Raw genomic sequence first — 20,924 nt, 5'->3', positions numbered from 1 at the left:
CTCATTCCCTTTCGTTGATCTCGGTCAGGGCGTCCCAGAAGGGCTGGAGCAGGGCCGCGGCGACGGTCTTGTCCGCCGGGGTTGTCGTGGTGTCGTTGAGGTCGAAGTACGGGGCGAGGATCTGCCGGAAACGCACCAGGAGCGACGTCCGTGGCGTGTCCTGCAGGTGATCGGGACGGGCACCCACGGGGACGAATGCCGCGTCACAGAACCGCACGCGGGCCTCGACACCACCACGCACGAGCCGTCCGATGACCTGCCACATCACCACGAGCTGGTCCCAGGCGAAGGAGTCCTTCTCGGCGTTGCCGAGCCCGCTCCAGGCGACCTTCCGGGTCAGGTACCGGTACCACTTGCGCCGGGCCTCCTGGCGGAACTCGCCGGCCGCCGCGTCGATCGTCGGGAACTTCCCGGGGAGCCCGAAGAACTCGCCGCCCCCCGGCTGCGTGTAGCGCATGGCCCAGTCGTTGATGGCATGGATGGCGAGGTTGATGTCATCGGGCTTGTCGTGCGGGCGCACGAGGAAGTACACGGCGCCGATCGCGGCGGTCCCGTCGTCCAGGACGATGTTGTGCCCGCGTTCGACCGCGAGCAGCGGGGCGACGAGGATCTCGCTGTCCAGGGCGGCGAAGTTCGCGACGTCGCCGCGTCGCAGCGAGTACCAGGCGTCGTCCTGGTCGGCGTCGTCGGCGATGAGGAGCGTGACCCTGTCCTTCCAGCGCCTCTGCTCGTGCAGGAACTGGGCCACCGTCCGGGCCTCGTCGTACGAGCCGGTGAGCAGCAGGAGACGGCGGCGGTCCTGGGGGAGGTCCTCGAGCTCGATCTCCAGAGGGCTCAGCGAACCCGGCAGGCTGGGGTCGGGGACCGCGAGCCCGGTGAGAAGTGCCTTCATCGCGGCGGGCCGGTCCTGCTGACGGGTTCCGGAGATCCAGATCGCGTCGCCCTTCTGGTCGTACTGGAGGTTCAGCGAGAACGACGTCCTGCGTACGGCGTCGACGTTCTTCTGCGGCGGGCGCAGGATCGCGTTCACCGGGAGACCCAGGTGGTAACGGGTGGAGGTGCCAGCCCAGCTGGTCCCGGACATGAGCATCACGTGCGGGCCGGGGATGTCCTCGGACAGGCCCAGGTCCGGGAGGCGGTGCAGGAGATCGCGGCCGACGCCGTTGCAGTGGAAGAAGCGGAGGGATCCGCTGTGGGCGGGCGGGCCGGGACGTTCCTCGGTGAGCTGGAACCCCAGGATGTTGCCCATCGGGGACTCGGCCATGACGGCCTCGAAGTCTTTCGGCGGGCGGCGCGTCAGGGTGTTGGCGGCGGATTCGAGGTTGAGCTCCGCCTCGACGCTCGGCCACATGTTCGTCAGGACGGTGAGCTGGTCGGAGAGGGCGGCCAGGAGCATCGCCAGGGCGAAGCGCTTTCGGTCACGCTCCTTGTCGGACGACCGGTCGAAGGCCCCTCGGGTGAGGTCTTTGAGACAGGCCTCGAGCCTGCCCACGTCCTCGCCCGACGTGAGCAGCATGTTGGTCAGGTCGACGAGCTCGGCGACGAGCTTGCCCTTGTCGGTCGAACGCATGGGCGCGGGCACCGGCTGGATCGGGTTGTCGCGGAAGGCGTCCAGCACGCTCTCGAAGAACTTAGCGTTCTCCTCCTGCTCAGGGGTCCGGTCCTCCTCGGGCCCTGCCCAGCGGCCGTAGAGCCGCTGGTGCAGCGTCACGGCGGAGAAGTAGTTGGTGCCGACCCACCGGCGCAGGTCGTCGGACGTGTTGAGCATCATGTAGATCCGGTCGGCGGCGTGGTGCACGACGTCGAGGGAGGCGGTCCACCGGGAGATGAACGCATCGGTCAGTCCCTTGCGGCCCTGGGCCGTGAGCTGGCTGATCGTGTGGCGCTGCAGCCAGTCGATCCACGACGACTCCTCGCCGTTGCCGCAGAGGGTCTCGGCCGGCGCGAATGCGGTGTCGAGCTGGGTCTGGACCCTGTCGGCCTCGTCGATGATGATCAGGTCACTGCGGTCGGCAGCGGCCTCGAGGTAGCGCACGTTCTCGCCGGTCTGGTGGCGAGGGACACGGGCATGCAGGAGACCCGGCATCGTGGCGACCCAGACCGGGGCGTCGACCAGTTCGCGGGCCGCGACATGGCGTGGGCACACGGACCACAGCGGGCAGCCGTGCGGCTTCTTGTCGATGACCTTCTCGCGTGGCGCCTCCTGTTCGTCCGTGGCCAGCTCCGGGTTCAGCAGGTCGTCGTGGGACGGTGCGTGCACCGGCTGCAGCCGCTCGCAGGGCGCCTCGGCGATCCGGAGCGGCTCGATGCCCTCGTACCCGCGCAGCGCATCGATGGCACAGGCGCTGGACAGGTAGTTGAAGGCGGGATCGGAGTGCGCGAGCATCGAGGCTGCGCCGGCCGAGTGCTTGCGCCGGTGGAGCCGCTGGAGGTGACGCTCCCGGGTGGAACGGCCGACGATGGGAGCCGCCGTGAGCTGGTCGTGCAGCAGGTTGTTGAACGTCGTCGTCGTCTTCAGGCTCTCGGCGACGTCGCCCACGACGATCGTCACCTTGAGGCCGAGCTCGACGACGCAGTGGTAGGTCAGCAGGTGCATGATCGTGCTCTTGCCGGCTCCCACCATGCCGACCAGGTGGAACAGATGGTCGATGCTTAGTTCCCACTCGGCGGCGTGGCTGAAGCCGTCGTCGCCGAACGACGCGGGTCCGCCGACGGCGGCGACGGACATCTCGACCTCGCCGAGGCTCTTGAGCCAGTTGCGGCGCCTGGCGTTCGGGTTGGCCGCCTCGGCGGCGTCCATGGCGCGGGCAGCCTCACGCAGATCGCTCCGGCTGACGACGATGGGCTTGCCCTTGCCGGCCTTGCCCAGGCGAAACGGCATCTGTGCGGGCCTCGGGAGATCGGCCAGGGCAGCCGGGATGACGACGCCGTGGAGGTCACGGCCCGTGCTGAACCGATGCTCGCCCTTACCGGCGATCGGGAGCTCCTTGCCTGATGCCTGGTCGAGCCCTTGGAGGGCCCGCTCGTAGACATCGAACCGGTCGGGGGCGATGGACGGCTGCCGGGCTGCAGGTACGGCCTCCGGACCGTCGAGGTCGTAACCGCGCAGGTGCTGAGGAACGGCGAGGTACTGGTCGAGGCGGTGGGTCCAGATGTACCGGCGGCGCAGCCCGCTGAGGTAGTGACGGGCTGTCTCGATGCGGCGCCGGGTCTCCTCGGACAGGTCAGGGACGAACGCCTGGGCGTAAGGGAAGCCGCTGAGCAGGGGCCAGAGGTCAATTGCCCGGGCCGCAGGGTCCACCTCGGCAAGCAGGTAGAGCGCGAGCTCGACCTCGGCAAGTTCGGCGGGCCGGAGCAACTCCGGCCTGTCCTTCGGCCAGCCGTGCAGGGCCTGGGTGATCGGGCGGCTCCACCCGCTGGTGTTACGCATTCGAACCCTCCGGGGTGGTAGTCGAGGCCAGCATCTGGTCGACCTGCTGCAGGAAGTCCTTCTGGAAGGTCACCACGAGCGAATCGCCGCGTCCGGCGGATTGCCGGGAGTAGCGGAAGTTCTCGGCGTACTGCTTGTTGGCGGTGCGGCGGTAGTCGGGAACGACGAGGAAGGCCCTGTCGCGGGGCGGGGCGGAGGGGAACCCGGTGAAGGTGCGTCCCAGGACGCCGGGGTTGGCGTAGTCCTTGACGTCGACCGCCCAGCGGTTGTTGTCGGGGAACGTCACGAGCAGGTCGTAGGCGTCGTACTCGGGCCACATCTCGACCTTGAGACCTCGCTTGTTCATGGCGACTTCCAGGTCGATCTCGAACAGACCGGGTCCGGTGACAAAGGTGCGCAACGGCAGGCTGAGCTGGACGATTCCGCCCGGAGTCGTTGCGTCGAGATACTGGCGGACCTTGACTTTCGTCGTTCGGCAACGGTCCAGGTCGCAACGCCAGCCATCCTTGCCCACCGGCCGCAGGAGGCAGCGGCACCGTGCGCACTCGGCGTAGCTTCCGTCACGGCGTAGTCGCGGTGAAACCCCCAGGTAGCAGCGCTCCAGGAGGTCGGCGACCGGGAGCAGGTCGAGTTCCCCGCGCTGGAGCATCAGCTCGGCGTGCGTCATGGTGGGCCGCGTGATCAACAGGCGGCGGAAAGCGACGTAGGAATCCGGGGCTTCCGCCTCGTGACACGCAGTGAGCGCCCGCTTGAGGATCTCGTTCTCGTACTTCTCACCGAACGGATCCCGCCGGTTGTCGACGACCAACTCGGTGCATTCCTGGGTCGGGCTCCGGGTGTCACCGTGCAGCAGGATCGTGTCCGACGTCGAGCCTGGCAGCCACTCCTGAACGGGTCGGTCGGCGATGATCTCGATCATCTCCGGGACGCTTCGCGGTGTCTTGTAGTCGTCCTCCACCAAGGTGCGCAGGACGAAATGGTTGTAGGCGCGCTGCACGACGTCGTCGTATGCGGACTTCCCGGGGACCTCGCACATTGCCAGCCTGCTTACGGCGGCCGCGAGGCCGGCGAGGAAACTTGTTTCCTCCATCAGGTCAGGCATGGTCGGTCCTCTCGTTCGCGGCGGCATCGGGGCACCAGCGGGTGTAGGAACAGGAGCCGCAAGCGGCGCCAGGGTTGGCTTCGAAGGTCTCGTCCTGACGCCAGTTCCGGGCGACAGGTTCGACGACGGCGCGGGCCTGGGCGATGAGCTCGGGGTCGGTGACGTCGAGATAACGCAGGTCGGGGCCACGGTCCGTGAGGTACTCGACCTCAAGCCGGGCTACGGGCTCACCGAGGGTGCCCGCGTGGCACAGCAGCACGGCGAGAGCGAGCTGAAGACGTTTGCTCGTGTCGAAGAGATGCTTCTTGCCACCGGGAGGGGCGAAGCTCGTGGTCGTCTCGCGCCAGATCAGCTCGCCGTCCTCCCGGTACAGCAGGTCGGGCCGAGCGACGACGACGCTTGAGGCGTCGGGATCGAAGGCAGTGACCGTGGCCTGGACCTGGAGATCGGTGAGGTCGCAGCTGCCGGCCCGCGGGCAGATCGCAGTGTGATGACCGAGCAGCTCGATGACACGGTCGGCGATGTCGTCGGCCGGGGGCGTTGCCTTGAGCAGGTTCGTCAGCTGGTCTCCTGTGCACGAGGCAGGATCGTTGGTGCTGTGGGCCCTGTTGAGGACGTCGTCGACCACGCGACCGACTTCTATCGCTGCGGATTCCTTGGCGTTGCTCGACAGATGGATTGACGACAGGCGGGCTTGCCGTGGGCAGGCTGCGTGGTAACGCAACGTCGTCGCCGAGACCTGCCGAAGTGGGGCCTCGCGATCGGAAATGCCCAGGAGAGCGGTTGGCCGGGGCACTGATGCACAGCCGTCGAGCAGCCGGCACGAGACGCAGTCACGTCCGGGCGAGGCAGAGCCTCCAGCCGTGACCTTGGCTGCGACCGCTCGCCCGGCAGTCTCGTACAGAGCTTTGGCCTCGTCCGGGGTCCCGCCGAAAAGCTCGATCATGGAGCCGTCGAGGAGGCCGACCTGTCGCACTGAAACCATGCCAGGAGCGGTAGCGGTGCCCTCGGCCGGCTGGAACCGGCTGCTCCACTTCGACGGCCAGGACGACAGGGTTCCGGACGCCGTGGTGAACGCGGCGATCGCCACCTTCGACGACGCGGGCAGGCGTACGGAGGCGGCTGCCAGGACCGGGAGGACGAGGACCCGGAGACTTCCGTCGTCCGTGGTGTAGCCGCGGCCCCACGAATACAGCTCTCGGTACTCGGAGGGCGACGCGCCGCTCCTCACCCAGTACCCCGACACCGGGCGCAGACCCTCCGCAGCGAGATCGGGGAATGTCGTGACGGCATTGGCTATCCAGGCGATCTCCGCGGGGCCGAAGTTGCCCTGCTGTGCCGCCAGGGCCTCGAGGTCGTGGGACTGCTGAGGCTCCTCGCCCTCGATCAGGTCCAGTACCCCGAAGACGGCCTTGATGAGGAAGTCGCTCCGGCGTTCCTTCCGTCGTCGCGGTCGCTCGTTCCGCTCGGTCACGTGGGTCTTGGCCTGCAGGAAGTGGGCGCACGTACCCTCGTCGGAACCATGACCTGCGTTCACGCGAATGATCGGCAGCGAACGTCGCGGGTAGGTGGGACTGGAGCGGTCCGTGACGGCGATACCTGGTGACGTAACAGAACCGGGCAGCGAGTAGCGCGTCGTCCGGTGGCTCGTGTCCACTGCGCATGCAGCGGTTCCAGGGCCGGCCTCAAGTGCCTCGGACATCACATGCTCCTCCGGAGTCGCGGTGCGGGATCTGGTGGTCAGCGGGGTTCTGCGGCTTTGTGAGTGTCAGTCTCTGCAGCGGCCCCGCCAGGACGACTCTCCAGCAATCCGCCCATCGACGGCATCACGCGAAGGGGTAGATCGGATCACCCGATCGGGTATAGCAAGTAGGACGGATTCACCCGATCAGGTGCTGTATGACCCGGCCGACCTGAGAGAGACTTGGCGTCGGCCACGCGGGGCCCGTGCCCGCGGATCCCACGACGCGGCTGACGAGGACTGAGAGTGAAACTGACGAACAACGAGAAGGTGCTCCGCGGCTTCGATCTTCTCCAGGAAGGGATCCTGCCCTGGGTCGACCTGCGGATGTCGATGCACGCTCCGGCAGGGCGGGACTGGCTCGACGTCTGGGCCGCCGAGGAGAACCAGCGGTTCGGCACCGCCAGGCGGTACACGAGGGACGACGTCCGGTTCCTGCTTCGAGTCGTGACCGAGAGGTGGCAGGTCTTCAAGGATGACCTCGACCGCCCGCAGTCGGCACTGGCCACGGAACTGCGGGACATCGCCAACCGCCTTCATCACGGGGAGCGGCTCTCGGCGGACGACACCTACCGCGCGCTGGACACGATGGAGCGGCTGCTGATCGCGATCGGAGCAACGGACGAGTCGGACAAGGTCGGGGCGCTGCGCGCTGTGCACCTGCAGGAGATCCAGGAACCGCAGGCAACATTGCGCCGTGAGGTGGCTTCGGGGACTGCCCTTCTGGAGCCGACTGATGAGGCGCTTGTCGAGCCAGTGGCGGAGCCGGTCGCGGAGACGGCTGTGGTACGAGTGCCCGGAGGCCCTGGCGTACCTGATCCCGGTCTTCCCGCCGGCCAGTCGCAGATCGTCCTGCTCGTCGGTGATCTCGAGGTCCGGGTCACCTATCGCTCTCGGTTGAACTACGCGCTCATCGTGAACGACCTTCCTGCTGTGTTGTCGGCGACGGTGCACAACCGGGGCACGGATGTCGTTGATGCGGGTGAGTTCCAGATGTCACTGCACGGCGTGCCGGGGGCGGAGGATGTCGCACCGCTGACGCTGCGTCCCGGTCACCTTGGGCCACAGCAGGTCTTCCTGCTCCCCAACCACCAGCTCGGCTGGGCGCTGTCGCCGGCACTGTTCGCGCACCTGGACGAGGCGACGCCCGCCGAGCTTCGTCTCACAGATCCGCAGCACGGACTCAGCGCGAACGGGCCCATCTCCCTTCTGGCGGCGGATCAGTGGGATGCCCGCTCCGCGCCGGAAACTCTCGCGGCGTTCGTCCGTCCGAGGGATCCGTCAGTCGCCGGACTTCTGGCTGAGGCGGCTGACCTGCTCGCGGCCCGAACCAACAATCCGAGTGTCGATGGGTACCAGGGGGGTGCGGAGCGTGCCGGCGCGATCGTAGAGGCCATTTACGATGCGCTCGCGGCGCGCGGCGTCAGGTACATCGAGCCACCCGCGAGTTTCGAGGCGGCCGGGCAGAAGATCCGTCCACACAGGGAGGTCCTCGAGGGCCGCTGGGGTACCTGCCTCGATCTGGCGACGACATTTGCTGCTGTGCTTGAGTCGGCCGGCATCAATTCGGTGCTGGTGGTGACTCGCGGACACGCGTTCTGCGGTTGGCTCCAGGACGAGGATCTGACCCTCCCGGGCGTAGTCGTCCAGGAGCGAGACATGTTCGTCAATGTCGCGGACGCTGCCTCGTTCGATGCCGTCGAGCTGACGTCCGCCACCGTGAAGGGAGCGGGGGAGAGCACGCCCTTCGAGACCGCACGGGGCCAGGCCAGGGCGTGGTGGCGGCAGAGGCTCGATGAGGTCCGCTGGATGATCGATGTGAGAGCCGCGCATCGCACCGTACGTCCGCTTCCGATCGTGCGCTCGGCCGAGAACGGAGAGCTGGGTGTCGTTGAGGTTGAGGTGGAGACGCCGAAGGCCCCGGCGCGGTATGTGCCGCGGCGCCCGGAGACCTTGCCGGCTTCGGAGTACCCGGAGCGAATCGATCAGTGGCGTCGGTCCCTGCTGGACCTTGCGAACACCAATCCACTTCTGAACCGCACCCCGACCCGAACCAGCGGCGTCGACCTCCATGTGCCGACCAGCTACCTGGGAGTGATCGAGGACCAGCTCGTGGCAGGAGCGACATTCCGTCTCATTGCTCATGACGAGATCACGGCCTTGCACAAGGAACAGGGCGCTCGGAACGCCGGGGACATCGAGCCGGGCGTGCTCGGCCGCATTCTCGAGGCGGAGAAGAAGCTCTTCGCCACCATCTCGCAGCGGGACTACGGGAGCCGGCTGCAGAAGCTTCAGCGGCGAGCACGAACCGAGCAGGAGGAGACGGGCTCGAACGCACTGTTCCTTGCGCTTGGTTCCGTGGTGTTCACGGACGAGCGGCGGAGCTCTGGAGGCCGGAGTCTCTTCGGTAGAACGGACAGCGGTAGCGCATCCGCCAAGGAGTACCGGGCGCCGATCTTCCTCCTGCCGGTGCGGCTCGAAGGACGCAAGGCCGCAGGCTTCCAGCTCGTGACCGACAACGACGAGGCGGGGGCGCTGCCGAACGAATCCCTCCACGAGAAGCTCCGGACCCAGTTCGGTCTCGTGATCCCTGAACTCGCGCACCCGGACGCGGACGCCTCCGGCGTGGACGTCGCTCGGACTCTCGAGGCGGTCCGAGCAGCCATCCTCCGAGCCAACGTGCCGGGTGTGCGCGTGGAGGAGGACGCGCATCTGGGCGTCTTCGCCTTCGCGACCCTCGAGATGTGGCGCGACCTGACCGATCACTGGCGAACCTTCGTTCGGCGCCCCGTGGTTCAGCACCTCGTCGAGAGGCCGGGCGAGGCTTTCACGGACGCCCTCCCTGAGCCCGGATTCTCCGCCGATGCAGAGGCAACCGCCTACCTGCCCATCGCTGCCGACAGCTCGCAGATCGAGGCGATCCGCTGGGCGGCCGCAGGTAAGTCGTTCGTCCTGGAGGGCCCGCCCGGGACAGGGAAGTCCCAGACGATCACCAACCTGATCGCTCACTGTCTGGCTGAGGGTAAGCGTGTGCTCTTCGTCGCGGAGAAGCAGGCGGCGCTGGAGGTCGTGCGTCGTCGGCTCGACTCGGTCGGACTGGGGCCGTACTGCCTCGACCTGCACGGCAAGAAGCTCTCCGCTGTGTCAGTGCGCTCCCAGCTCACGGATGCATTGAACGCCCGTGCGGCATCGAGTGCCTCCTTCGACAGCCTTCGCGCGGACTACAGGTCCGTCACCGAATCGCTGGCGAAGTACCCGGGTCTCGTCCACGACAAGGGCCCGGGTGGCAGTTCCGCCTACGAGGCGCGCCAGGTGGTGCTCCAGATGGAGGACAACGGGTCGACGTCGGGCCGGAAGCTGGAGTACCTGCCCGAGGTGCCGCGCGACGTCATCCTGGCAGGCGACACGGACCGGCTGGTCGCAGCTTCGGTACGCCTCGGCGACGCTGTTTCCGGGTTCCCGGGCTTGCCGTCGTCGTCGGTGTGGCGCCTCTCGGGCGGCCTCGGAGGGCTGGACGGCATCCCCGCTGACTCCGCCGAGGCGGTGCGCGCCGCAGTCGAGCGGCTGTTCGCGGTCGATGCCGCTGTGCCCGCCGCGCCCGTGCGCCACCTCGTCGGCTTGGCGCGCACCTTGGACGAACTCGACGCGATCAACGCCTGGCTCGCGACCGTTGCCCACGGGCTACCTGTCGCCCCGGTGTCGGTCCGCGGAGTTGTCGACGGCCGATGGAGAGCCTGGGCCAAGGATGCGGCTGCTGCCCTCGAGACCTTCCGCACGAACATGACTCCTGCGCTGGGTGTCTTCACGCACGCTGCGATCCGGGTGGACCTGGATGCGCAGCTGGCCGCAAGCGAGGCCGCCGACAAGAAACTCATCAAGAAGAAGCACCGGCTTGCTGTGATTCAGGCGCTTGCACCGGTGATCCGTCCGGGCGCCGTCGTCGATCCGACGACGCTCACGACCCAGATCCGGGCACTTCTCACCGCGCGGGACGAGGCGGCCCGGATCGACCAGTACCTCGCGACGATTCCTGGGCTTGTTCTGCCCTACGGCTGGAACCCGCTGGCCGACGACGCCGCCGCGGTGTTGTCGGCTCGTCTTTGGGGCATGGACAGCGCCGCTGCGCTCGGGGATGGGCTGGGCTCCGACCGGCAGGACGATGTCGACCGGATCACGTCACAGGTCCTCGCGCTGGCCGGTCACTCGGAGGCAGTCGCGCCCGCCGTGATCCGGGATCTCGCCGAAGCCTGGCGGGCGCTGTTCGAGGTCCTCAACGTCACTGAGTCCGACCTGGTGGCCTGGCAGGCGGGACGTTCTCTGGCGGCCGCGCTCTCGGACTACCGCGGCGCGTGGCAGGCAGATCTGCGGGCGCACTTCCTCGAACTCGGGCGGTGGGACGCCGTGCGTACTGCGGCGACGGCGCTCACGCAGACAGGGCATGGTGCGCTGGCTTCGGCCTCGATCGAAGGCCAGATCATCGGTGAGGACATCGAGTACTCCGCGAGGCTTGCCGTTGCCCGCGCGCAACTCGACGAGCGTCTGGACACCACGGGCCTGCGGTTCTTCGACGCCTCACGCCGCAAGCGGGAGGTCGAGCGGTTCCTGACCACGGGGCAGGACGTGCGCGAGCGGCTCCGTGCCGAGCTGCCCGCGAGGATCGTGGCCGCACGCACCTTCGATCCGAGCCGGCCGACGGGGCGCGTCGGAGAGTTCGTGACCCAGCTCGGGCGCAAGCGCCAGGCGATGAGCGTCCGCAGCCTGTTCAAGAACTATGGAAGCATCATCACCCAGGTCACGCCGTGCGTGATGATGAGCCCGGGGTCCGTCGCGAAGTACCTGGAGCCGGAGGCTGTGGACTTCGATCTGGTCGTGTTCGACGAGGCTTCACAGATCCGTGTCCCCGACGCGATCGGCGCCATGGGGCGGGCTTCGGCCGTCGTCGTCGTCGGAGACTCTGAGCAGATGCCGCCGTCGTCGGCGTTCCAGATCGGCTCCACGAAGGACGATGACGACGAGGGAACCTCGGCCGCCCTCGCCGAGGACGTGCTCGTCCGGAAGGACGAGCAGTCCGTGCTTGATCAGGCTAACCAGTCTGGGCTGCCCAAACTTGCCCTCACCTGGCACTACCGCTCGACGGACGAGGCTCTTGTGGCCTTCTCCAACAAGACCTACTACAAGGACGGTCTGGCGACCTTTCCGGCTCCTCCGGACCGCGAGTCAGACACCGGTCTGCACTGGCGGTACATCGCCGACGGCCGCTGGGAAGGCGGTACGCGGGGTGCGCGGGTCAATCGAGCGGAGGCAGCTGCGGTCGTTGCGGAGGTACACCAGCTTCTTGCGGATGACCCGAGCCGCTCCATCGGCGTCGTGACCTTCAACATGCAGCAGGCGACCCTCATCCAGGATCAGCTCGAGGCCTCCCCAGATCGGTTGCTCCAGGAGGCGCTCCTTCGCGACGACGAGCGACTCTTCGTCAAGAACCTGGAGAACGTCCAGGGCGACGAGCGTGACGTCATTCTCTTCACACTGGCCTTCTCCAAGAACGAGGCCGGCAAGGTCCCGCTCAACTGGGGACCGTTGACACGGGACGGAGGCGAGAAGCGCCTTAATGTGGCGATCACGCGTGCCAAGCAGAAGGTCGTCGTGTTCTCGTCCTTCCAGCCCCGTGAGCTCGATATCTCCGGATCTTCGTCCAAGGGCTTGGCGCATCTGAAGGACTACTTGATCCAGGCTGCGGAGGGTGCCGAGCGCGCAGGCCTCGGTGTGGAGCGTGCGAAGGACCTGCACCTTGACGACGTCGCCCGGGCGCTGCGTGAGGCGGGTCTCGAGGTCTCGACGCACCTGGGGCTTTCCTCGTTCACCGTCGACCTCGCGGTTCGCGCGGCGGACCGGCCGTGGATCGCTGTCATGCTCGACGGGCCGGGGTGGTTCTCGCGGAAGACCGTTGGCGACCGCGACGGGCTGCCCAAGTCGGTACTGGTCGGAGCCCAGGGATGGGCAGTCGTCGAGTCCGTCTGGCTGCCGATGTGGCTGCAGGACCGGGCTGCGGCCGTTCAGCAGATCGTCACGGTTGCGGAAAAGGCAGAACAGCGCTCGCGCCCGGCCGCTACGCCACGACCCCCGGTCGAGGCGCCTGTCCCAGAAGAGTTGTTCGCTCTGCAGAGCGTGCCGTCCGCGGAGATCCGGTCGTTGGCAGTGACGGAGGCTGCCCCGGCGGACGCGCCGCTCCCCGGGCAGGAGCTCTTCGTGGCAGCTCGGGCGGAGGTCGTGGGCTCGACCCTGACGCTGGACAACCTCGAGTACCAGAGCAACCGCGACAACGTCTACCGCGCGATCCTTGAGGTTGCTGCCGCAGAAGGACCCGTCCTGGCGGACCGGCTCGGCAAAGTCGTCGCGCAGCAGTTCGGACTGAGCCGAGTCCGACAGAACCGGATCGACTCGATTGTTGCGCTGGTTCCGCCTCGTGCGATCTCGGTCTCTGCGAACGGCGACCGAGTGGTCTGGCCGGCGGGTGGGGGACCGGCGGACTACACGACCTTCCGTGTCCCGACGGCGACCGACACCCGGGCCGTCACCGACATCCCGTACGAGGAGCTCCGCAATGCCATGATCGCCCATGTCCGGGTCGCACACGGCATGCGTGAGCTCGAACTCCTCCGAGCCGTCGGCAGGACCTTCGGCACCACGCTTTCGGCCAAGGTCCGGGAACGCCTCGAAGACATCCTCGATGCGGCGGTCCGCGAGGGCAGGCTCCGACGCGACCACGACCACATCGAGGAAGGGCCTCGATCTTGAAGCGTCGACGAATGGTGATCGCATGATGTCGGCTGGTTGTGGGATGTTGTTCCCACAACCAGCCGGGTCGGGGTAGTACGGGAAGACTGTCGTTCGCTCAGACGTGAGTGGTGTCACGCGAGATCGCCGAGCGATACCCCGGACGGACAACGCTCCGGAGCATCTCCTGCGTCTCCGGGTCCGTCGAGTAGATCAGCGTCCCGACCATCCCGCGAGTGAGCAGCACCTTGTACGTGTTGCGGATGAGCCGGTCGACGTCCTCCGGCGGCGTCTTCTTGGTGAACACCGGGTCGCGGGAGTTCTCTCGCCGGGCGATCCAGCCGCCGCGGCCGGCGTCGGCTGCCTGTCGCCAGACCAGGTCGTCGGCGATGATGACGCCGTTCCAGTCGTACTCGAAGCCCTGGGCCGTGTAGACGCACCCGACCTGGCCGAAGCCGGCGGGATCTGTTGCCCAGAGCGCCGACGGCGGGGCCCCGCCCATGGCGCGGTCGCCGCGGAGGTTCCAGGGGCGGGCCCAGGTGCCGATCTTGACGTCCGGCACGAGCGAGCCGTCCTCGCGCGGGTCAGACCACGGCCAGGCATACCCGGCGGTGATGCGTGCTCCGTACCCCTTCTTCCGCTTGGCCTGCAGCCTCGCCTCCAGCTCTTCGGGTGACTCGGCGACGTCGACCTCGAAGTTCTCGTCGCCCTCCCACGGCGTCGGGCCATCAGCCCGGAGCCCGAGCAGTCGCTGCACCCATTGGATGTACGCCTCGCTCCCTCCGGAGCGGAACTGCGCGCTGAGATTGACCTCGCGCACCGTGAATCCGCGAGCGGCGGCGGCCGCGCGGATGTCGTTCGGGGTCCCGAGCTCGCCTGGCCGGACCACCTGGTGCTGATCCAGCAGGAAGACCGGCACCCTCGCGGCGTCGAGAAGCTCCTCGATCTGCGGGCGAGCCTTCTCGCGGATCTTCTTCGGGGTCCACCGCAGCGCGGAGGTCTCCCGGATGCGGTGAGCCTCGTCGAGGATGAGGACGTCGAGCCCGTTTCGGCGGGCGTCCATGAAGTTGTTGAAGTACTTGAACAGCTGCTGGGTGCGTGACGAGCCCTTGCCGGCGATCTTGCGCAGCGTGATCGTGAAGCTCCGCGACCCGGTGGCGTGCACGACGCTGTGTCCGGAGCGGGCGAGGTCGCCGAGCAGCGACAGGGCGATCACGGACTTGCCCGAACCGGGCCCGCCGGTGACGAGGACGACCTCCTTGTGGTCGGCCTGGTGGGCGTTGTTCACGGCGAGCATGACCAGGTCTCGTGCGACCTTCTGCTCGTCGAGCAGCACGAACTGCTCGCGGTCGCGGACCTCCTGGGCAGCCAGGTCCATCAGCTGCTTCGACGGCCGGACAGGCGATCCCAGCAGAAGGTCCGCGGATCTCGCTCCGCTTTCCACGGGGGAGAGCAAGGTCTGGAGCCATTCGACGAAGCCGGCGCGGCGCTCACCGGTGAAGAGCGGAGCCTCGGATAGTGCCGTCTCGCTCAGCAGGTCTTGAACGCCGTGGTCGGTCGCGTTGTGCAGGTAGGCGACGCCCTGGACCTGGTCGGGTGCTTCGGCGAGCGTGGCGATGAAGTCGCGCAGGTACCGGACGTAGCCGGCTACCTGATGGCTGGGGTGCAGCGACTGGTATCGCGCGCCGTCGACGTCGACGAGGGTGTCGCTCTTCTCGAACCAGCCCGCGCTGCTCCATTGCTTGAGCTCGACGATCACATAGGACGGGCGGCCAGTCACGGGGTGTACCCCGGCGAGGACGACGTCGGCGCGCTTGGAGGTCAGCGGGAGGCGGTGTTCGAGGATGACCTCGACGCCGTCGAGGCCGGCGTCCTGGAGATCCCGCGCCAGCGCGGGCAAGGAGTGCCGCCATGACCGGCGTTCGCCTTCGCCGACCGGGACGCCTTGCCTGCGCAACTGAGTCGCGAGCTCTGTTTCCACGACGGTCGGGTCTGCGGTGAGTGACGACGACAACGTCGCCGCGGAGTAGCGGACAGTCGACAAGGGGTCCCCTGGGCAGCACGAAGAATCGTGCGGCGGGGGACATGTTCACACCCGGGCGTGAAAGTCCGTCGATACCGCGATGGCATGGAGGAGTCTAGTGCAACAAACCCGGCTCTGGACGAGACGGGCGTGGCTGACCTGGAGAAACGCGGTGCGGGGATGGGACCGTGAGGTCGACATCGAAAGCTCATCGACCAGCTCCGGTTGGGACGTGTCGTTCCAGCAGGGGCCGCGGTGGTGATGTGCACAAGAAACCGGGTCCGGGATGATCGCTCGCAGACTGCATGACCTGCGACCACACCTCGGGCGGCTCCGCACCGACCACAGGATGCGGGACCTCGACGCCCGGATCGCAGCACTGACCGCAGCATGACGACGAAGGGAACCCCGTTGCACGACGAACTCGGCCGCATCTTCCGCGAGGCATGGATCGCCGGCGTGACCACCCATTACCCGGGCGAACCCAAGCCGGGCTACATCGCGCCCTGGGACGAGACCCCGGAGTGGGAACGATCGGCCGCTGCGGCAGTTGCCGAGCAGATCCGCGCTTTCGCCCGGACGACCGACCGAGCGGCCGCCAAGCTCACCCGCCAGCAGAAGGGCCGGTTCGTCGTACTGTGCTGGATCGGGCAGATCTACAAGCACTTCCCGGACCCGAAACCCTCCTACGTCGCCGACTGGGATGACATGCCGGCCTGGCAACAGGAAACCGACATCGAGATCTTCGAGACCATCGAACGTCTCTGATCCTCGGCGGTCCTTGGACAGCCCCGTCGTCATACTTTGCGGGTGGACCAGCGGCGTCGGTTTAGGACGTAGTGCAGCAGGGCGAAGCTACGCGAGCCGTACCCCTGGTAGGTCCCTGAAACGGGCCTTCGAGTCGCGGGAAAGGACGGCGCGACCGGTCTCGGCCGCGTGTGCCGCGATGATCAGGTCGTAGGCCCCGCGCGGCTGTCCTGCTTGGCGGGTGTGGGCGAGGAGCTTGGCGTGAAACCGTGCGGTGGCGGCCGTGTAGTCCAGGCTCTCCACGGACTCCAGGATCGCCGTGACCGCCTGTGCTCGGCGTCGGGCGACATCTGCGGTCTTCGCCAGGAGGGGGCCGCCCTCCAGCTCCGCACGCGTCACGCCCGCCACCGCGAGTTCGTCGTCGTCGTCGAGCCCGCCGGGTTCGAGGTCGCCTCGTTCGAGTGCGATGAGGATGTTGGTGTCGACTATCAGGCGTTGGCCCATAGGTCGCCGATCTCGTTGTTCACCAGGTCCATGTCTCCGGCGATGTCGCTCTCGGACTCGGCGTCGAGCGGCGGCAGATTCGCCAGCCGGCGACGCAGGTTACCCACGGTCCGTCGGCGAGCCGGGCGCACCTCAGCGATGACCCGGCCATCGCGTGTGATGGTCACGGTGTCACCGTGCTCCACGGCGTCGAGGAGATCCGAGAACCCCCGAGACGCCGTTGTCGCTGTCATGTAGCGCATGAATCGATGGTATTCAGATAATCAGATTCAATGCGAGTGGTCGTTCTTGGACCTCACTCTGACATCCGGGCAGGGGGTGACGGCACTGCCGGCGATCCGAGGGACTCGCCGGCAATGCAGCCGGTCGAGCAGGGCATCGTTCCGGGGGAGGCGAGCGCCGCCTCCTCTCGGCAACGCTCAAGGCGACACCACCGGCGGCTGATCCCGCATCTCCGCCAGCCCCTCCGCAACCGTCACCCGCGGCCGGTACCCGAGCTCCGCCCGCGCTCTCCCGATGTCGTAGCTCCGGTCACGTCCCAGGAACGCCACCAGCCACAGGTCCAGCGGCGGCGCCGTCGGACGCCGCAGCAACCGCCACATGCCCTCCAGCACCCCGGCCATCACCGTCGCCACCCCGCCCGGCACACTCCGAGCCCCGCTCACGTCGGCCCCTGCGATCTCCAGCACCGGCGTGAAGAACTCCCGGATCGGCAGCGGTGATCCGTCGGTCACGTAGTACACCCCGCGGTCCCGCCCGTGGCTCAGCCCGGCCACCACCGCCTTGACGAGGTTGCCGACGTGCACGAGGTCGATGACGCGCCGCCCGCCGTCGATCCACGCCAACCGCCCGGCGGCGGCCGCCTCCACGGCCTTCGCCGGCGTGGTCATCCCCTCACCCCACACGAGCGGCGTCACGGCAGGCGTTCGTAGGCTTCCGCTATTCGATCGGTGACATCAATCGAGCCAGGCGGCAGGGCACTGATCTTGCTGATGGTCACCCGCGACCCCTTGACGTGGTCGGAGAAGCTCGCGATGGCTTGGATGCTCGCGGCAGGTACCTCGGTCGCTTTGACCAGTTGATACTCGCGGGTGAACGTCACGAAGACGCAGGTGTCGAAGTCCCAGGAGCGGAAGAAGGAGTATTGGCCGGGGCGGCTCGAGTCGCCGACCACTCGGCACTTGACCTGCAGGAGCAAGCCCTCGGGTGTGCGTACGTCCCAGCTCTTCTCGGATGGCGGGGCGAGTTCGCCGTCGTAGGCGTCCTGGACGAGCCGTTCGGCGAGGTCGCCCGCGGGCGCGTTGCGCGAGCGGATGACCTCGCGTCGGACGAGTTCGTCGAGGATGCCGCCGTAGAGCGCGAGGAGCTCTTGGCTCTTGAGTTCGTCGAGCGGATGGGAGCCGGCCACATACGGAACGTACGAAGGTTCGCTTGCCTCTGCACGTCGGGCGGGGAACCGAGGTCGCGAAGGGCCGGAGCGCGGCGCTCGCATTCGAACGGATGCATCGGGGCTTGAGTGCCTCTTGTGGTGTCGCTGCGAACCAGCAGCAAAGCAATCAACGTCGCGCAACGGCAGCACCGCGCGTGACGTTGATCGAAGCTTCGGCTTGGCTCTCAGCTGCAGGCCGCCCCGTTCAGGGCAAACGCCGTCGGTGCCGCGCCGTTGCCCGTATGGGTCGCCTGATACCCGATCGTCGTCGACCCGCCCGGCGGCAGCGACGCGTTGTACGCGACGTTCGTCGCGGTCACCGTGCCGGTCGTTGGGGAGAAGGTCGCGCCCCATCCCGACGTGATGGTCTGGCCCGAGCCCAGGGCGAAGCGCAGGGACCAGCCGCTCAGAGCAGCCTTGCCGGTGTTGGTGATCGTGAGGCTGTTGACCAGGCCGTTGTTCCAGGCGTTGACGGAGCTGGTGACGCGGCAGGCGCCGGTGGTGGGGGACGACGACGCCGTCGGCGTGGGCGTCACGCTCGGGGACGGGGTCGCTGACGTCGTCGGCCCCGGCGTCGTCGGACTCGGCGTCGGACCCGAACCCTCCGTGAGCACGAGCGTCGAGATGCTCCGTGCCGGGACGTCGACGGTCGCCTGGCCGCCGCTCACGCTCACCGGCTGCGACGCGGCGGCCTGGTTCTGCGAGGTGACGACGTACTGCGCCGCCGAGACGCCCTGCGGTACCTGGACGACGGCGTCGTCGACCGCGTTGCCCGACCGGTTGAGGATCACCAGCGTGACCTTGCCCCGCCCCCGGTAGGCCGTGACATCCAGGCCGGACGCGCGCGAACCCTTCGACAGGCCGACGCGCTGATCCCCGGGCCGCACGTACCGCGAGTACTGCGCGAACGCATGCCCGCGCTTGAGCACCGCGCCCTTCACCGTCCCGTACTGGGACTCGCCGTCGCCGACGAACGAGTAGAACCGGCGGCCGTACCACCAGATGTACGCGCTCCAGCCGGCGTCCATCGACTTGTGGACGCTGAGCATGATCCTGTCGAGGGTCTCGTTCCAGACGGCGGCATTGGCGGGGTCGCCCCAGATGGCGGCCCCGTTGCCGTCGGCCTCGTGGAGGTTCCACTCGGTCATCCACTGGTTCTTGCCGTACTGGGTCGCCAGGGGGTACGGGGAGAGGTTGCCGCTGTTCTCGGCGTCGTACAGGTGGCCGCCGACATAGCCGATGTTGTTGCGGGCCGTCGCGTCCTGCAGGGTGGGGTCGGTGTAGGCGCGGTTGAAGCGCAGGGACTCGGCGGTCAGGAGCTTCGTGTCCTTGACCGCGGCGCCGTTGTTCCGGGCGAAGGTCGCCAGCTCCGTGCCCGACCAGTCCATGGAGTCGTAGTCGGGGTGCCAGTCCGGCTCGTTCTGGATGGACGTGACGTCGATGGTGACGCCCTGGGCCTTCATGTACTGGACGTAGCTGTTCAGGTGCGCGGCGTAGTCGTCGTAGTAGTCGGTCCTCAGCTTGCCGCCGCCGACACGGTTGTTGTTCGTCTTGAAGCTCGCCGGGGCGGTCCAGGGGGAGGCGAGGATCTTGACGTCGGAGCCGGCCGCCTCCGCGGCCTTGAGGCTCGCGACCGGCCAACTCCACTCGCTCTGCTCCGGCGACACCACGGTGCGCACGATCGACAGGCCGAGCTGGCCCGGGCCCGTCCCGGTGAGGGTCTGGGCCTCGGCGGTCGTCCATTGGGCCGACGAGCCGCTGAAGATGGGCGTCGCGGCGCCGAAGCCGTCGACGGTCTGGTGAGTGGTGGTGCCGACGGTGATGTCCGGCGTCGCGGCCGCCAGCGGCGGGGCGGTGAGGACCCCGGCGACGGTGGCCAGCACCGTCGCGGTAGCAGTGGCCGCGACGAGGATCTGCGGTCTGTTCACGTTCGCTCCGATCGGTGGTGCGGCCACGGGGTGGAGGAGTGCCGAGCGGATGGACGACGACGTCGGCGAGGCGTTGAAACGATAGAACGCGTGATCCTGCCCTGGTAAGGAGAAGCCAGTGAACTAACCGATTCGGAATTCGCTTGCCGTGAGCGAGGGCGATCTCATCGCGAGGCGGCGGGCCCGACCTCGAAGGGGCGGCGCCGGGTCGGGGAAAGCCGCCACGACAAATACCTTTGCGACGACGGCCGGGCGCCGCATAGCGTCGGCGTCGCACGAGATCAGCAGCCACCCCGGTGTGCCGGCAGGTGGTCCTGCGTGTCAAACCTCGTGACACCCTCCCTCACAAGGAATGGTAAACGCCTGCAAAGCGTCGGGGTTCAACTCCCTTCGCGGCGGGCGGGCGGTGACATCGGCGTCGGCACGCCAGCGGCCCGGACCGGTCAGGACGACGGCCGGTGCCCCGCGTTCCGGCGCGTCCCCGCCCGCCCGTCGTCCGCCATCCCTTGACGGGAACCTGTCCACGCCGGCCGACCGGAGCCACGCATGTCTCTCGTACCCAGGATCACCGTCCACGCCACCGAGCTCGCCGTCGAGTACGTCGACGGGCGCTTCACGCGCGTGCTCGGCCCCGGCCGCCACCGCCACCCGCGCCGCGCCCGCCACGAGCGGGTCCGCACGGCCGACCGGCTCACGTCGCTCGCCCCGCAGGAGGTGCTGACGTCGGACGGCCTGACCGTGCGGGTCAGTCTTGCCGTGCGGTGGCGGGTGTCCGACGCGCGGACGTTCCTCGAGCAGGCCGACGACGCGTTCGACGTCGTCTACCTCGCCGCGCAGGTCGCGCTCCGGGATGCCCTGATCACGCTCGACGCCGACGCCCTGGCGCGTCACGGGCGGCGCGAGCTCGGCGGGCTCGTCCTGGGCCCGGCCCGGGAGGCCGGTGCCGGGATCGGTGTCGAGGTGGTCGACGCCGTCGTCAAGGACGTGATCCTGCCGCTGGACATGCGGTCGGCGTACGCGGAGCTCGCCACGGCCAAGGTGCGCGGTGCGGCACAGCTGGAGGCGGCCCGCGCCGAGACCGCGGCCCTGCGGTCCCTGGCCAACGGCGCCAAGCTGCTCGAGGACCACCCGGCCCTGGCCCGGCTCCGCCTGATCCAGGCGCTCCCGGCGGGCTCGAAGGTGGAGATCATCGCGCCGCAGTAGGGACGACGCCGGGGGTGCCTTGGTGCCGGCCGCGATTGGTAGT

General features: G+C 68.1%; 12 protein-coding genes. 3 read left to right on the top strand and 9 right to left on the bottom strand.

What is annotated here, in order from left to right; translation table 11 throughout:
• Position 1 precedes the first annotated feature (1 nt).
• From ABD208_RS17205 to ABD208_RS17195, 3 genes are read right to left on the bottom strand one after another with little or no spacing between them, the layout of a single operon-like run.
• Entirely contained in the window at positions 2–3,430 is a 3,429-nt protein-coding gene (locus tag ABD208_RS17205) for a pPIWI_RE_Z domain-containing protein (protein ID WP_344105269.1), read from the bottom strand.
• Positions 3,423–4,532: a restriction endonuclease-related protein gene (locus ABD208_RS17200; protein WP_344105266.1), complete on the bottom strand. Its 1,110-nt coding sequence runs from the start codon at positions 4,530–4,532 to the stop codon at positions 3,423–3,425. Before ABD208_RS17200 ends, ABD208_RS17205 begins: the two co-directional genes overlap by 8 nt.
• Entirely contained in the window at positions 4,525–6,234 is a 1,710-nt protein-coding gene (locus tag ABD208_RS17195) for a PD-(D/E)XK nuclease family protein (RefSeq protein ID WP_344105263.1), read from the bottom strand. The genes ABD208_RS17200 and ABD208_RS17195 overlap by 8 nt, the downstream gene beginning before the upstream one ends.
• A 285-nt stretch (positions 6,235–6,519) precedes the next feature.
• On the opposite strand from ABD208_RS17195, the gene ABD208_RS17190 reads away from it, so the two are divergent.
• Positions 6,520–13,068 (top strand): anti-phage protein ProA, encoded by a 6,549-nt coding sequence (locus ABD208_RS17190; RefSeq protein WP_344105260.1) that lies wholly within the window; start codon positions 6,520–6,522, stop codon positions 13,066–13,068.
• A gap of 97 nt (positions 13,069–13,165) precedes the next feature.
• On the opposite strand, the gene ABD208_RS17185 is transcribed toward ABD208_RS17190, so the two are convergent.
• Positions 13,166–14,947 (bottom strand): DNA/RNA helicase domain-containing protein, encoded by a 1,782-nt coding sequence (locus tag ABD208_RS17185; protein ID WP_344105258.1) that lies wholly within the window; start codon positions 14,945–14,947, stop codon positions 13,166–13,168.
• A gap of 513 nt (positions 14,948–15,460) precedes the next feature.
• Here ABD208_RS17185 and ABD208_RS17180 point away from each other — a divergent pair.
• Positions 15,461–15,838, top strand: coding sequence for a hypothetical protein (locus ABD208_RS17180; RefSeq protein WP_344105255.1), 378 nt, complete (start codon positions 15,461–15,463; stop codon positions 15,836–15,838).
• An 87-nt stretch (positions 15,839–15,925) separates the two neighbouring features.
• Here the strand turns inward: ABD208_RS17180 and ABD208_RS17175 are convergent, their stop codons facing one another.
• From ABD208_RS17175 to ABD208_RS17155, 5 genes are all read right to left on the bottom strand, one after another.
• Positions 15,926–16,321, bottom strand: coding sequence for a PIN domain-containing protein (locus ABD208_RS17175; RefSeq protein WP_344105253.1), 396 nt, complete (start codon positions 16,319–16,321; stop codon positions 15,926–15,928).
• Entirely contained in the window at positions 16,306–16,563 is a 258-nt protein-coding gene (locus ABD208_RS17170; RefSeq protein WP_344105251.1) for a type II toxin-antitoxin system Phd/YefM family antitoxin, read from the bottom strand. The genes ABD208_RS17175 and ABD208_RS17170 overlap by 16 nt, the downstream gene beginning before the upstream one ends.
• Positions 16,564–16,740: 177 nt before the next feature.
• A complete protein-coding gene (locus ABD208_RS17165; RefSeq protein WP_344105249.1) occupies positions 16,741–17,238 on the bottom strand; it encodes an NAD-dependent epimerase/dehydratase family protein in 498 nt (165 codons plus the stop codon).
• Complete coding sequence (locus ABD208_RS17160) at positions 17,235–17,729, bottom strand: hypothetical protein (RefSeq protein ID WP_344105247.1); 495 nt, start codon at positions 17,727–17,729, stop codon at positions 17,235–17,237. The genes ABD208_RS17165 and ABD208_RS17160 overlap by 4 nt, the downstream gene beginning before the upstream one ends.
• 206 nt (positions 17,730–17,935) lie before the next feature.
• The gene (locus ABD208_RS17155; protein ID WP_344105244.1) at positions 17,936–19,678 is read right to left on the bottom strand and encodes a cellulose binding domain-containing protein; all 1,743 of its coding nucleotides are present in this window, start codon (positions 19,676–19,678) and stop codon (positions 17,936–17,938) included.
• A gap of 546 nt (positions 19,679–20,224) precedes the next feature.
• Here ABD208_RS17155 and ABD208_RS17150 point away from each other — a divergent pair.
• The gene (locus ABD208_RS17150; RefSeq protein ID WP_344105241.1) at positions 20,225–20,881 is read left to right on the top strand and encodes a slipin family protein; all 657 of its coding nucleotides are present in this window, start codon (positions 20,225–20,227) and stop codon (positions 20,879–20,881) included.
• Positions 20,882–20,924 lie beyond the last annotated feature (43 nt).

It is taken from the genome of Myceligenerans crystallogenes (assembly GCF_039529775.1).
In the GTDB taxonomy this organism is placed as follows: domain Bacteria; phylum Actinomycetota; class Actinomycetes; order Actinomycetales; family Cellulomonadaceae; genus Myceligenerans; species Myceligenerans crystallogenes.
The sequence above is the reverse complement of the archived record's forward strand: the minus strand, read 5'-3'. Positions and strand labels throughout refer to the sequence as shown.

Coding starts and splice junctions, on each gene's coding strand:
- ABD208_RS17150 (WP_344105241.1), top strand. CDS start 20,225: ATGTCTCTCGTACCCAGGATCACCGTCCACGCCACCGAGCTCGCCGTC.
- ABD208_RS17200 (WP_344105266.1), bottom strand. CDS start 4,532: ATGCCTGACCTGATGGAGGAAACAAGTTTCCTCGCCGGCCTCGCGGCC.
- ABD208_RS17195 (WP_344105263.1), bottom strand. CDS start 6,234: ATGTCCGAGGCACTTGAGGCCGGCCCTGGAACCGCTGCATGCGCAGTG.
- ABD208_RS17175 (WP_344105253.1), bottom strand. CDS start 16,321: ATGGGCCAACGCCTGATAGTCGACACCAACATCCTCATCGCACTCGAA.
- ABD208_RS17205 (WP_344105269.1), bottom strand. CDS start 3,430: ATGCGTAACACCAGCGGGTGGAGCCGCCCGATCACCCAGGCCCTGCAC.
- ABD208_RS17180 (WP_344105255.1), top strand. CDS start 15,461: ATGACGACGAAGGGAACCCCGTTGCACGACGAACTCGGCCGCATCTTC.
- ABD208_RS17170 (WP_344105251.1), bottom strand. CDS start 16,563: ATGCGCTACATGACAGCGACAACGGCGTCTCGGGGGTTCTCGGATCTC.